Consider the following 13936-nt stretch of genomic DNA (forward strand, 5'->3'; position numbering starts at 1 on the left):
TCATTATATAATATAATTGGGAGTTAATTGGGCCATTATGGGAAGGAGATAGTGGATGATAAAAAATTTTGATCCTGGCACTCGAAGCAGGATAATGGTTTGCATAACCCCTCAGAGAAGTTGCATAAGGCTTATAGAACGAGGAGCACAGAGGGCAAACGAAACAAAAGGGGAATTTTGTGTAGTATATGTCAACAAATCTGAAGATATATCTAAGGACATAAGAGAGCATAAGATACTGTTAGATTTATTTGATATTGCGCAAAAAATGGGTGGAACTGTTACTATACTTACAGGGAAAAAGATATATGAGACATTAGCACAGTTCGCAAAAGAAAATAATATCACTGAGATAATAGTGGGTAAATCATTGAGATCAGCTTTTGAAGTGATAAGATATGGGGATGTTATAAACCCATTAAAAAAACAGATAGAAAAAAGCAATATTTTTCTGGAAGTTGTCGATTAAAGGACTGTCAGGGTCCTTTTTATTATTTTTTAATTTTTTATTTAATCTTTAACTCAAAAATTAATACCAGGTATTTAATTTTAAGGTAAATTTGTTGTATAATTAATATATGAACATGTAGAAAGCTGCATAGCATAGGAGTGATGGGATGAATGAATTAGTTAACCTTGTAAAGGCAATGCGTTTCAGTGATTTTGTTGACATAGCAATTATCGCTTATATCTTATATAAGATATTTCAGGTTATAAGGCGAACGAGAGCAGAACAATTATTAAAAGGCCTTTTTATTTTATTAGTCGCAACAAAGCTCAGTGAAATATTACAGCTTCGAACCATTAATTGGATATTGAGAAATGCCATGACGGTTGGAGTAATAGCTTTGCTGATTGTATTTCAACCCGAGCTCAGAAATGCATTAGAATCACTAGGTAGAAATAAGGTTTTTACGAAATTTATATTTTCTACTGAACAGGAAAGCAGCGCAGAAGTTGTGGAAGAGATTGTAAAGGCTGTAAAGTATCTGTCAAAGTCCAGCATAGGTGCGCTTATTGTTATTGAAAGAGAAACAGGATTAAATGATATAATAAATACTGGTACCAAGATGGAGTCGCTTATTTCCGGTGAATTGCTTATAAATATCTTTATACCTAATACGCCTTTACATGATGGAGCTGTTTTGATAAGAGGAAACAAAATAATGGCTGCAGGATGTTTTTTACCTTTATCACAAAACAATGATATAAGCAAAGATTTGGGAACGAGGCATAGGGCCGGGATAGGTATTACTGAGATATCTGATGCTATATGTGTTATCGTGTCAGAAGAAACTGGTACCATTTCAATAGCACAAAACGGCAAAATTTCCAGGTATCTTGATATTAAAACGCTAAAAGAGGTTTTATTGAGCCAGTTAAAGAGAAAACAGATAGATTTCAAGGCGAGTAATTGGTTTAAGTGGGTGAACAAGCATGAGTAAAGATCTGGGATGGAAAATATTCTCGATTATTATTGCGTTTTTTTTGTGGCTTTATGTTACAAGTACAGAAAATCCCATCATTACCTATGACGTAAATAATATTCCCGTTAGCTTTAAAAATGAGAGTGTGATTCAACAAGCAGGTTTAGTGATATTAGATAAAAAAGATGAAAGAGTTAATATAAAAGTTAAGGGTAGAAGAAATGATATAATATCGTTAAATCCCTCAGGCATTATAGCTCAGGTTGATTTAAGCAATTTTAAGCAAAAAGGATGGAATAATCTTCCTGTAGATGTTTTTGGATTGCCCGGGAATATCCAGGTTGTAAGCGTCAGCCCTAATTCTATGAAGATATATCTTGACGCATTGGTAAAACAGCAAATAAAAATGCGTATACGGATAACAGGAACACCTAAACAGGGGTATATAAACACGGATCCCATTGTAAGACCTGATGAGGTGTTTGTAAAAGGTCCTGAAAGCATTATAAAGAATATAGAGAGTGCTACAGCGCAAGTAAATATAAGTAATAGAAAAGATACGCTTAATGTATCTTTGCCTATATTTTTGATAGATAAGGATGGCAAAGAGGTCAAATATGTGGAATACAATCCTAAGACTGTTGATGTATCAGTTCCTATATATAGAAAAAAAGACGTCCAAGTAAATGTGAATTTTGAAGGTAAATTGCCCGATGATCTAAAGTTGGTAGACTACGGTGTTGATCCACCTTATATAACAATTGCAGCTAGAGATGACATATTAGACAGAGTCAATAATTTAAATACTATACCTCTGGATTTATCAAAATATGTGAAGAGTACAAAAGTAGAGGCAAAATTAGATGTACCAGAAGGTGTAATCCTCGTCAATGAAGGCAATAAAGTTAGTGTAAATCTTAATATTCAAAGGCTGGTAAAAAAGAATTATGTAAAGAAGGGTATAGTTGTGAGGAGTTCTGATGACGCAAGAGGTACTGTTGCAACCCAAGAAGTAAGGCTGACTTTACGAGGTATCGAAAGCGATATAAATAACCTTGTAGATTCAGACATAACTGCTTATGTAGATATCACGGGTCTTCTTTCTGGAAAACATATGGTGCCCGTAAAGGTTGAAGTGCCACAGGGGATAGAAGTATTGAACGTTGAACCATCTCATGTAGAAGTAAATGTTCAATGAGGTCGTTTGAATTCGACCTTTTTTTATTTGCTTGCAAACCAAATAAAAGAGGTGTATTATATTAGTAGCTGGTATTTATAGTAGGTACTAAATGAGGTGACAACAATGAAAGAGCTATACATAATAGTGGGGCATTATGGTTCTGGTAAAACGGAAATTGCGTTGAATCTAGCTATTAAACTCCTTGATGAAGGAAAAGGCCCTATAAATCTTGTTGACTTAGATTTCATAAATCCGTATTTTAGGTCAAGGAATTTTACTGAACAATATAAAGAAATGGGTATAAATATTATAAGTACTGAAGAACACTATAGAACTCTAGATATGCCTGCGCTTTCGCCACGGATATTTGGTGCATTGCAGGATTATAAGCCGACGGTTTTTGATGTAGGCGGTGACGACGTAGGTGCGTTAGCCTTAGGTTATTTTTATAATTATCTTTCAAAAATGAATTACGAGATGTGGTATGTTATAAATGCCAATAGACCTATGACCGCCACTGCAGAAAAGGCATATAATTACCTTGTAAGCATTGAAAGGGCATCGAGGCTTAAAGTTACACATTTGCTAAATAATACCCATTTGTTACATGAAACTACTGTACAGGATATAAAAAAAGGTAATGAACTATGTCGCGAACTTTCTAAACTCTGCGGTTTACCGATTAAGTATACGGTGGGCAAAAAAGAAATACTGGAAGGCATAAAAGACGTAGCTGGCGAGGTGTTTTATATTAAAAATATAAATAGTCATTTGCTAATGGAGGCGATCAAATGAGAGGAAAGGTATCGTTTAAACAGGATTTGTGCAAAGGCTGCGAGCTGTGTACAACAGTATGTCCTGTGAGAATTGTTAAAATGTCTGATAGTTTAAATGTAAAAGGTTATCACCCTTCAACTATAGCTGAGGAAGATATGCACAAATGTATTGCATGTGCTTTTTGTGCAATGATCTGCCCTGACTGTGTTATTGAAGTAGAGAGGATATAACTTGGAGGTGATATTGTGAAAATTTTGATGAAGGGTAATGAAGCTATGGCTGAAGCGGCTGTAATGAGCGGCTGTAGATATTATTTTGGCTATCCCATAACACCGCAAAATGAGGTAACGGCATATATGGCAAAGAGACTTCCAGAAGTTGGAGGTGTGTTTTTACAGGCGGAAAGTGAAGTCTCTGCCATTAATATGGTATATGGGGCCGGTGGCGCTGGAGGACGCGTTATGATATCGTCCAGCAGTCCAGGAATAAGTTTGATGCAGGAAGGTATATCATACATAGCGGGTGCTGAGATACCTTGTGTTATAGTAAATGTTATGAGAGGTGGTCCGGGTTTAGGAAATATAACGGCTGCCCAATCGGACTACCTTCAAGCAACTAAGGGTGGCGGACATGGTGATTATCACTTGATTGTATTAGCGCCTGCATCTGTACAAGAAATAGCAGATATGATGGATAAAGCATTTGACCTGGCAGATAAATATAGAAATCCTGTAATGGTGCTTATGGACGGAATTTTAGGACAGATGATGGAACCTGTAGAATTTAAAGAAAAATTATCAGAAGAATTGCCTGTTAAACAAAAAGACTGGGCTACCACCGGCATGAGGGATAGGGAAAAGCCTAACCTTATAACATCTCTTTATATAGAGCCTGAAGCTCTAGAACAACATAATTACCGCTTAAAAGAAAAATATGATAGAATTAAGCAAAATGAGGTTATGTATGAAGAATTTAATATTGAGGGAGCAGAAATAGTAATAGTAGCTTATGGAATTACATCTCGAATAGCAAAAACGGCGATTTCAATGGCTTCTAAAGAAGGGTTAAGAGTAGGACTTATAAGGCCCATTACCCTATGGCCTTTTCCCTATAAGGCTTTTGATAATTTAGACGTAAAGGCTTTACTTACTGTAGAAATGAGCTTAGAACAGATGTACGAGGATGTCTTGTTGGCGTCTAACGGCAGGATACCTGTTCACTTTTTGGGTAGGCCTGGTGGAGTGGTGATAGAGCCTGCAGAAATCGTCAATAAAGTAAAGTCAATTTTGGGGAGGTATTAAATATGGCGATCGTATTTCAAAAGCCCAAAAGTATGACGGATAAACCCATGCACTATTGTCCAGGTTGTACCCATGGAATAATACATAGATTGATATGTGAAGTAATAGATGAACTGGGAATACAGAAAAAAACTATCGGTGTTGCATCCGTTGGCTGCTCGGTTTTCATATCCGATTATATAAACTGCGATTTTCAGGAGGCATCTCATGGCAGAGCTCCCTCTGTAGCTACAGGTATAAAGAGGGTGGTCCCTGATAGTGTTGTGTTTACATATCAAGGGGATGGAGATCTAGCGGCAATAGGTACAGCAGAAATAGTTCACGCTGCAGCGAGAGGAGAAAAGATTACAGTTATTTACGTCAATAATGCTGTATATGGTATGACCGGTGGTCAGATGGCACCTACAACTATATTAGGGCAGAAAACTCTTACAACACCGTTTGGCAGGAATGTTGAAATGAATGGTTATCCCATAAGAATAAGTGAGATGCTTTCAACTCTTGATGGTGCAAAGTATGTGGCAAGGGTATCTGTACACGATATAAAGCATATCAGAAATGCAAAAAAAGTCATTAAAGAAGCTTTTGAAAATCAGATAAAGGGGACAGGGTTTTCTCTTGTGGAGGTTTTATCAACATGCCCAACCAATTGGGGGTTAACTCCGGTGGAATCTATAAAATGGTTGAATGATAATTTGATACCAGTTTATCCCTTAAAAGTATTTAAATCACCGGAGGTGGACAAATAGTGGAACAGAGAGTGATTATGGCAGGTTTTGGTGGACAGGGAATAATGTCTATGGGGCAGCTTTTGGCGTATGCTGGAATGATTGAAAACAAAAATGTTTCGTGGTTACCTTCCTATGGTCCTGAACAAAGGGGAGGTACAGCTAATTGCCATGTGGTTGTGACAGATGGCGATCCTGGTTCGCCTTTAGTCACAGAAGCAACAGCAGTCATAGTCATGAATCGTCCCTCACTAGAAAAATTTCAGCGGACTTTAGTAAAAGGTGGTTTGTTGATCGTTAATTCCAGCCTTATAGATATAAAACCAGATAGAGCTGATATAGATGTGGTATATGTTAAAGCTAATGATATAGCAAATGAGCTGGGAAATCTCAGGGTAGCTAACATGGTAGCCCTCGGTGCTTTTATAAAAAGGACAAATATTGTTGATTTTAAAAGCGCATATGAGGCGCTTAACAAGATTATGGAGGGGTCAAAAGCTAAATATATACCACAAAATATAGAGGCATTAGAACGCGGCGCTATGAGTGTACAATAACAGAGGAAAATTAATTCCTCTGTTATTCTGTTTTAACATCATAAGCACCATTAGCCCTCATAATACTAGCTGCATCGTTTACTTTATTTTTGTCCGACTGAGCTACTACTAAAATACCGCCCTTTTTAACTTCTTCCTCGTACCTGCGACTTTCAGCAGCAGGAATGCCCATGTCAATTAATCCGCCGGCAATACCTCCTCCTACTGCCCCTGTTAACATAGCTGCAATAGGTCCTGCAGCTACTATAGGTCCAATACCCGGGATAGCCAAAGCACCAGCACTGGCTAACAGTCCTGCAACTCCTCCAAGGATACCACCTGTGGTAGTACCATCTGCGATTGAATCAAAGCGAATACCTTCGTTGTTGTTGTTTTCAATGTTTTCTTTTTTAGATACAATAGAAATTTCGTTATCTTTAAAACCTTGTTGTCTCATAGTAACTATGGCTTTTTCAGCTTGTTCTCTTGTATTAAAAACACCTATTACTTTTGACATATTCATACCTCCCTTTCATATTTAATATAACCTATTTAGCTTACAGTATTCCTATGGTATAATTTACGAGAGGTGAATTTCGGATGAAATATAAAATGGTTATAGCTGACATTGATGGAACACTTATAAATGATATGAGAGTTATTACACCTGCTACGAAAAGAGCTATAGAAAAATTTAGAAATAGTGGTGGGATTTTTACCATTGCTACTGGCCGTGGTATTAATTCGGCAAAGCCTTTTATTGAGGAGCTTGATATCGATGTGCCTGTGATACTATTTAATGGTTGTATGATATATCATCCAAAAACAAAGCGAATATTATATAGCGAATTTTTACCCGATGATGTATACAAAATCGCAACAAATACATGGTTAGAGAATAATTCTGTAGATATGTTAGCGTTTGGAATTGATGGCATATTTGTAAAAAAAATTACTGAGCTTGTACATCGCTTTATGGATATTGATCACGTTTACTGCACTGAAGTTGAAAATATACAAAATATGAAAAATATAATGAAAATATTATTCTTAGGAGATGCAGAAATATCCAAAAGATTAGTTCGAAATATTGAAAAATATACGGATAATTTTACATGGGTACAATCTGATAAATTATTCATAGAACTATTACCTAAAGGAGTGACTAAAGGAAGCACACTTATTAAATTGTGTCAGATATTAAAAATAGATTTAGCAGATGTAGTAGCTATAGGCGATCAAGATAATGATAGAGAAATGATTTGTAACGCAGGGTTTGGTGTGGCTATGGGTAACGCTGATGATGTTCTAAAATCTTGCTCTAAATATGTCACTAAAAACAATACAGAAGATGGGGTTGCTGATATACTCTACAAAATAATGGATGACAGCCTGAATTAACATGCATTCTGCTTATTTATCCCTCTTTTGGTTTACAAAATAACAATAAAATAATATAATAGATAGCAGATTGTTTAAGCAAAGGAAATGAGGTGTATTTGTAATGGCTAGGATGTTTGGAACAGATGGCGTAAGGGGAATTGCAAACCAAGATCTTACGCCAGAGCTGGCGTATAAACTGGGACGGGCAGGAGCTGCTGTTCTCACAGAAGGGATGAAAAAACCGCGCATTGTGGTGGCAAAAGATACAAGGATTTCAGGTGATTTGTTAGAAAGCGCGTTGATAGCAGGCTTATTATCTGTGGGAGCGCAGGCTCTATGCGTCGGTGTTGTATCTACGCCGGCTGTAGCAATTCTAACCAGATATTACGGAGCAGATGCAGGTGTCATGATATCAGCATCTCACAACCCTGTGGAATACAACGGGATAAAATTTTTTAACAAAGATGGTTATAAGTTATCCGATGAATTAGAAGATCAAATTGAGAGAATCGTAATGGATCAAAACGCACTAAGTATTTTACCAAGACCTATAGGGAAGGATATTGGGCATAAGATTGTTATAGATGATGCAGGAGATGTCTATATAAACTATTTAAAGAACATATTCAATATTCGATTAGACAATTTAAAAGTGGCAGTTGATTGCGCTAATGGTTCTAATTATAAGATCGCACCGCAACTTTTGAAAGATTTGGGTGCGCAGGTGTTTGCTATTAACAATCATCCTGATGGCACGAACATAAATCTGGAGTGTGGCTCCACACATATTCATAGGTTGAGAGACTATGTGTTGGAGATAGGGGCAGACATAGGGTTGGCGTTTGATGGCGATGCAGATAGGTTAATTGCAGTAGATGAAAGAGGAGAAGTGATAGATGGCGATAGGATTATGGTTATATGTGCTTTATCAATGAAAGAAAAAGGTACTTTGAAAAATAATACAGTAGTAGCTACAGTTATGAGTAATATGGGGCTAGATATTGCGCTTAAAAATCATGGCATCAATGTGGTAAAGACAAAAGTAGGGGATAGGTACGTGCTAGAGGAGATGTTGAAAAACAATTACATCATTGGCGGAGAACAGTCCGGTCATCTAATTTTTTTAGAGCACAATACCACCGGTGATGGTCTTATTACTGCATTAAACCTGCTATCGGTAATGGTTGAAAAGAAGCAACCTCTATCTTTATTGGCGGATGCTATGAAGGTTTACCCACAGGTTATTGTAAATGCTAGAGTGGATAATGACAAAAAGCATGTATATGCAGAGGATATAGAAATAATCGAGAAGATAAAAAATCTTGAAGAGATGTTAAATGGAGAAGGTAGGGTATTGATTAGACCTTCGGGTACAGAACCGCTGATAAGGGTTATGCTGGAGGGAAAAGATCTGGACGTTTTAAAAGCCGAAGCTAAAAAATTGGCATCGTTTATAGAACAGCGTCTCAGTTAAATTTGAAAGGGGGAATGCCTGGGAGAGTAATGATATAGTGAACTTTAGATTGTCAAAAATGTATTATAAAAAGCGCCTGGACCTGATATAGATATCAGGTTGACGAGGACAGGGTTTATCGAGCATTCGGCGGGTGCCCTGCGGTTTGACCACGGCCGTTAGAGACCTGACAAAACCGCAAGTAATTGCGGCCTAAACCAGGTCGAGTGGTGATAAATTACGGGAGGAGATTGCAGATGTGCGGAATAGTTGGCTATATCGGCGATGGACAGGCGACGCCGATATTGTTGGAAGGATTGAAGAGACTGGAGTATCGCGGATATGATTCGGCTGGAGTAGCCTTGTACGAGGACGGCAAGTTACAAATTCGCAAGACCAAAGGCAGGTTGACGGCTTTAGAAGATTTGATAAAAAGGGAATGCGTTGCAGGCTCTGTGGGCATAGGGCATACCCGGTGGGCAACCCATGGCGAGCCTTCTGATATAAATGCTCATCCTCATGTAAATTCAAAGGGTACTATTGCAGTGGTCCATAATGGAATAATTGAAAATTATATGTACTTAAAAGAGAGACTTCAGCAAGAAGGTTATAAATTTGTGTCAGATACTGACACAGAAGTTATTGCACAGTTAATAGATTATTTTTATAAAGGTGATATTTTAGATGCTGTTATAAATGCTGTTAGCAGATTGGAAGGTTCTTATGCACTTGCTATACTTTCTACTTATGAACCTGATAAAGTCATTGCGGTAAGACGGGATAGCCCTCTTATAGTAGGACTTGGGGAAGACGGCAATTATCTAGCATCAGATATTCCTGCTATATTAAAGCACACTAGAAATGTCTATATACTGGAAGATGGCGAAATCGCGGTTTTAACACGAGATAAAGTCACAGTTTTGGATAGCTTGGGGAAAGAGATTAAGAAAGAGGTTTTTGAAGTTAAATGGGATGTTGAGGCTGCTGAAAAGGGCGGATACCAGCATTTTATGCTTAAAGAGATAAATGAACAGCCTAAGGCTGTAAGGGATACACTTGCTGGTCGATTACCCGATGGCAGTGATGTAAAACTTGATGATATAAAATTATCTGCAGATGACATAAACAAAATCAATAAAATTTTTATTGTAGCTTGTGGTACAGCATATCATGCAGGATTGGTTGGCAAAAATCTTATAGAGAGATTAGCCAAGATTCCTGTTGAGGCTGATATTGCTTCAGAGTTTAGATATAGAGACCCCCTTGTTGATGAGCATAGTTTGACAATAGTGATCAGCCAGTCAGGTGAAACAGCTGATACATTAGCAGCTATGAGAGAGGCTAAGAAAAAGGGCTCCAGGATATTGGCCGTAACTAACGTTGTAGGCAGTTCGGTAGCCAGAGAGGCTGACGATGTGCTTTATACCTGGGCCGGTCCTGAAATTGCTGTAGCATCTACAAAAGCATATACTACTCAGCTGGTTTCGATGTACCTCCTTGCCATAAAGCTGGGATTGGAAAGAGGAACTATAACAGAAGATTATGCAGAGATGTTAAAATCAGAGTTGCGTCAATTATCCGAAAAAATCCAAAAGATATTAGATAATCAAGATACGGTGCAGAAACTGGCTGATAATAATTATACGGCAAAAGATGTGTTTTTCCTGGGAAGAGGTTTAGACTACTCTGTTTCGATGGAAGGGTCGTTAAAACTCAAGGAAATATCGTATATCCATTCAGAGGCTTACGCCGCTGGTGAATTGAAACACGGCACTCTGGCACTAATAGAAAATGGAACGCTGGTTATAGCATTGGTAACACAGAAACACCTTTATGATAAGATGTTGAGCAATATAAAAGAAGTTACCACCAGAGGTGCTCATGTAATCGCTGTAGCGCTTGAGAGCATGAGAGAAATAGAAAAAGCAGTTGATGATGTAATCTACATTCCTGATTGTGCAGAAGAAGTGGCACCGGTCTTAGCGGTAATACCGCTGCAGCTTTTGGCATATTACATGGCTGTAGCCAGGGGCTGCGATGTTGATAAGCCACGTAATTTAGCTAAGAGTGTTACGGTAGAATAAAATTTTGATGTGTTAACAAAAGTTGTTGTATTTTTCATTTAAATCTTTTCCGCATGCGAAAAAAGGGGTTCCGTTTGAGGGGTAATTAGGGAAAAGGATTAAGGATCAAGTCCACACGGAGTAACAAGGGGATAAGTGGTAAGTCTCAAGAATATTGATTTTAAGCCACTTATCCCTTTTTTCTTTGAACAATGACTCTGCCCATTCGGAACAACTATTTATGCGGGTTTGAGGGAACAGAAATAGAAAGGGTTTTTTAAGTTAGCAATTGCTTAAGAGTATTCAACATATTCAACTTCTGATACTGGAATTTCTTCTTTTTCACCAGTTTCTTCCAATATTATCGTGAAGTCATAATCATCTACTTTTTTTATAATTCCTTCAATATTTATTGCTTCATCGTCTCTATTTAAACCTACATTAACTGATTGACCTGTAAACTCAGCATATTTTAATGCTTTTATAATACCTTCATATTTATATTGACACATATTTTAAACCTCCTTCCTTGCTAAATTATGGTTTTAGAATCTTAATCTTCTTCTGTTGGCCCAAACTCAACTGACTTTACAGCGTGAATTGCAACAATAGCTTTGTCAATATCTTCTCCTGGTTCAACGGGTTCAGCTGGTTCCAACCATACACGGAATGATGTGTCCCATAATGCTTCGACAATTACTCCTTCTAATATTTTGCCACTATATAATTCGATTGTTACTTGTTGACCTGTTTTATAAGCTACCTCTAATGCTTGTTTAACATCGTAGACTTTAGGCATTCTAATTCCCACCTTTCAAAAACTATTTTGTATTTTATAATATGCATAATAGATGAATTGTGACATCTGTATAACCCAAAAAAACTCGTGTCACGAATAAAAAAGTCGTGTTAAAAATAAAAAAGTTGTGTTAAGAATCATGGTGAAAATAGGGTAGAAAACCTTATTGGAGCCATGATTTTTGTTTTAGGATGAGTAGGGTTAAGGTATAAGGGATAAGGGTGAACATATTGATTTTAAAGCATTTGAAGGGAGTATTGATAAAAGATATTGATTAAAACTTTCCCCTTTTCCCTTGAACCTTATCCCTGTTTTTCTCTATTCCTGACACGACTTTTTTATCTAAAATGGAAGGAAAAATAGGAAAATATTAGGTGATAAAGATATGGAAATAGGGTGATTTTTGACATGACTTTTTTATCTGGAAATAATTAGCGAAATAGGGTTAAGGATAGATGGGGCAAGGGATTGAGGGGGGTGGAGGTTTGACATGAGTTTTTTATGTGTATACATAGTTAGGATTAAGGTTTATTCTAAAAAGGGTAAAGGGATAAGGGATAAAATAAAAAAAGTTGTGTCAGAGATAAAAAACTTGTGTTAAAAATAATAAAGTTGTGTTAAATAGGTAAAAAAGTTGTGTTAGATAGTTCAAGGCATAATAGTAAAAAAATAGAAAAGTCCTTTTATAAAGGGTAAAGAAGAAAAGAAAATAAAGTTCTGAGATTTTATATTTCTTGATACAAGAATGAGGGTATATAATTAAAATGATATGAACAAAAAATCTTAAAACAGAAAAGTACTTTTATTATAAGATAAGTTCTATTAAAATATAAAAATAAAGGAAGGTAAGGATGAAATGACAAATGAAAAAATAAATAACTGCTGTTGCTGTGGTGGAAAAGAGCCATCTCATAAAATAGAAAATAACGATATATGTCCTTTATGTAAAACATCAGGAATCAAAGTAAAAAATATTACAGTAAAGCATTTGGTAGTTGATGCCCTTACAAAATCGGTAGGAGATATTGATTATTATATATGCATGAACGAAGGATGTGATGTTGTATATTATAATCCAGAATCAGGTGTTAAGTTTGATAAGCAGCAAGTAAAAGTGCCAATATGGTTTAAAAAAGATGCCAATCCTAAATATGCCTGCTACTGCAGCAAGGTTACAGAGGAACAGGTAATAGATGCTGTAATAAAACATGGTGCAAAAACAGTTAAAGATATTATAGAAATCACAGGGGCGATGAAAAACAGCCAATGTGAAAAGAATAACCCCTTAGGGAAATGCTGTCACAATATAATTCAGGAGGCTATAGACAAAGGGTTATCAATGAAATAAGATACAATTCCGTTTTGTACTATATTTTAATACTATATACGGTAAATCGGGGGATTATCATGTTTGAATACATAAAATTGCAAAGAACAATGTGTTTTGGGACTTGCCCTGTTTATAGTGTAACAGTGGATAATGAGGGTAATGTAAATTATAGTGGAGAAATGTTTGTATATAAGAGCGGAGAGCATCATTGGAAGATATCAGGGAAAAAAGTAAATCAGTTAAATGACTTAATTGAGGATTTTGGGTTTAAGTCTTTTATATATGAGCCAGGTTATGAGTTTATTACGGACGGTCCTTCTTGCATTACCACAATAAAATATTCAGATGGAGAAACTAAAGAAATTAACCACTATTACGGACATGTTTTGATAGATGATAGCCTGACAGCATTTGAAAAGAATATAGAGAGAATAATAGGTACTAAAAAATATGTAAATCCCAGATTATACATATATCAGGTGGAAGAGAAAGTTCCAGAGTCGCCAATTAAGTACATAGTTGTTTCTGATTCAGAAAAAGAAGCCATAGATTTAGTAGAAGATTGTGTCAGACAGGAATTAATTGAATGGCGGGTGCAGAAGATAGGGATTGCTGCAGATAATTATTACGGACCTGCAATAATTATGAAAGGCGTTTAATTGCTGATAATAATAATAGATTAAAGGGAACTCAATACGGGTTCCCTATTCATTGCTCAGGGTTTGCGAATAATATCAAAATCACAGATAGTAATAGAATGGGCGTCATAATCGATGAGCCCATCTTTTTTCATCTTATTGAGTGGGAGTGAAAAATATTTTGTGTATTTAGATTAATTTCATGCTCTTTCTTGATAAGAATCAATTAACATTTTATTTAACCCATTTCTTAGTATAACCTTTTTTCTACATTTTATGCATTAAAATGAATTAAATTGGTTAAAATATTTAATCAGGGAT

16 protein-coding genes are annotated in these 13936 nt (G+C 36.3%); 13 read left to right on the forward strand and 3 right to left on the reverse strand.

The genetic code is table 11. The annotated features are described in order from the left end of the window. The first annotated feature begins 55 nt into the window (after window positions 1-55). From BUB87_RS03360 to BUB87_RS03395, 8 genes are all read left to right on the forward strand, one after another. Window positions 56-469, forward strand: a complete 414-nt coding sequence (locus BUB87_RS03360; protein ID WP_073341770.1) for an adenine nucleotide alpha hydrolase family protein — start codon at window positions 56-58, stop codon at window positions 467-469. A gap of 148 nt (window positions 470-617) precedes the next feature. Then, on the forward strand, window positions 618-1445 hold the full coding sequence (cdaA, locus tag BUB87_RS03365; RefSeq protein ID WP_073341772.1) for a diadenylate cyclase CdaA: 828 nt from the start codon (window positions 618-620) through the stop codon (window positions 1443-1445). Continuing rightward, window positions 1438-2625: a CdaR family protein gene (locus BUB87_RS03370; RefSeq protein ID WP_073341774.1), complete on the forward strand. Its 1188-nt coding sequence runs from the start codon at window positions 1438-1440 to the stop codon at window positions 2623-2625. Before cdaA ends, BUB87_RS03370 begins: the two co-directional genes overlap by 8 nt. A 105-nt stretch (window positions 2626-2730) precedes the next feature. Then, a complete protein-coding gene (locus tag BUB87_RS03375; protein WP_073341775.1) occupies window positions 2731-3402 on the forward strand; it encodes a hypothetical protein in 672 nt (223 codons plus the stop codon). Beyond that, a complete protein-coding gene (locus BUB87_RS03380) occupies window positions 3399-3614 on the forward strand; it encodes a 4Fe-4S binding protein (protein WP_073341777.1) in 216 nt (71 codons plus the stop codon). Before BUB87_RS03375 ends, BUB87_RS03380 begins: the two co-directional genes overlap by 4 nt. Before the next feature lie 12 nt (window positions 3615-3626). Then, window positions 3627-4685, forward strand: coding sequence for a 3-methyl-2-oxobutanoate dehydrogenase subunit VorB (locus BUB87_RS03385; protein ID WP_073341779.1), 1059 nt, complete (start codon window positions 3627-3629; stop codon window positions 4683-4685). A gap of 2 nt (window positions 4686-4687) precedes the next feature. Next, on the forward strand, window positions 4688-5434 hold the full coding sequence (locus BUB87_RS03390; protein ID WP_073341781.1) for a thiamine pyrophosphate-dependent enzyme: 747 nt from the start codon (window positions 4688-4690) through the stop codon (window positions 5432-5434). Continuing rightward, window positions 5434-5970, forward strand: a complete 537-nt coding sequence (locus tag BUB87_RS03395; RefSeq protein ID WP_073341782.1) for a 2-oxoacid:acceptor oxidoreductase family protein — start codon at window positions 5434-5436, stop codon at window positions 5968-5970. The genes BUB87_RS03390 and BUB87_RS03395 overlap by 1 nt, the downstream gene beginning before the upstream one ends. Window positions 5971-5992: 22 nt before the next feature. Here the strand turns inward: BUB87_RS03395 and BUB87_RS03400 are convergent, their stop codons facing one another. Beyond that, window positions 5993-6466 carry a general stress protein gene (locus BUB87_RS03400; RefSeq protein ID WP_073341784.1) on the reverse strand — a complete coding sequence of 158 codons (474 nt, stop codon included), beginning with the start codon at window positions 6464-6466 and terminating at the stop codon, window positions 5993-5995. Between the two features lie 83 nt (window positions 6467-6549). Between BUB87_RS03400 and BUB87_RS03405 the strand changes: the two genes are divergently transcribed. From BUB87_RS03405 to glmS, 3 genes are all read left to right on the forward strand, one after another. Continuing rightward, window positions 6550-7350, forward strand: a complete 801-nt coding sequence (locus tag BUB87_RS03405) for a Cof-type HAD-IIB family hydrolase (protein WP_073341785.1) — start codon at window positions 6550-6552, stop codon at window positions 7348-7350. Window positions 7351-7453: 103 nt separating this feature from the next. Next, the gene (glmM, locus tag BUB87_RS03410) at window positions 7454-8806 is read left to right on the forward strand and encodes a phosphoglucosamine mutase (RefSeq protein ID WP_073341787.1); all 1353 of its coding nucleotides are present in this window, start codon (window positions 7454-7456) and stop codon (window positions 8804-8806) included. Between the two features lie 236 nt (window positions 8807-9042). Continuing rightward, window positions 9043-10869 carry a glutamine--fructose-6-phosphate transaminase (isomerizing) gene (gene glmS, locus BUB87_RS03415; RefSeq protein ID WP_073341789.1) on the forward strand — a complete coding sequence of 609 codons (1827 nt, stop codon included), beginning with the start codon at window positions 9043-9045 and terminating at the stop codon, window positions 10867-10869. A gap of 272 nt (window positions 10870-11141) precedes the next feature. Here glmS and BUB87_RS03420 read toward each other — a convergent pair whose 3' ends face one another. Beyond that, window positions 11142-11360 (reverse strand): hypothetical protein, encoded by a 219-nt coding sequence (locus BUB87_RS03420; RefSeq protein WP_073341790.1) that lies wholly within the window; start codon window positions 11358-11360, stop codon window positions 11142-11144. A gap of 41 nt (window positions 11361-11401) precedes the next feature. Beyond that, on the reverse strand, window positions 11402-11647 hold the full coding sequence (locus BUB87_RS03425; RefSeq protein WP_073341792.1) for a hypothetical protein: 246 nt from the start codon (window positions 11645-11647) through the stop codon (window positions 11402-11404). An 856-nt stretch (window positions 11648-12503) separates the two neighbouring features. Here BUB87_RS03425 and BUB87_RS03430 point away from each other — a divergent pair. After that, window positions 12504-12995 (forward strand): Csac_0668 family 2Fe-2S cluster-binding (seleno)protein, encoded by a 492-nt coding sequence (locus tag BUB87_RS03430; protein WP_073341793.1) that lies wholly within the window; start codon window positions 12504-12506, stop codon window positions 12993-12995. 59 nt (window positions 12996-13054) lie between these two features. Then, entirely contained in the window at window positions 13055-13636 is a 582-nt protein-coding gene (locus BUB87_RS03435) for a DUF6438 domain-containing protein (RefSeq protein WP_073341795.1), read from the forward strand. Window positions 13637-13936: the final 300 nt, after the last annotated feature.

This window comes from Caldanaerobius fijiensis DSM 17918, from assembly GCF_900129075.1.
Classification (GTDB): Bacteria; Bacillota; Thermoanaerobacteria; order Thermoanaerobacterales; family Caldanaerobiaceae; genus Caldanaerobius; species Caldanaerobius fijiensis.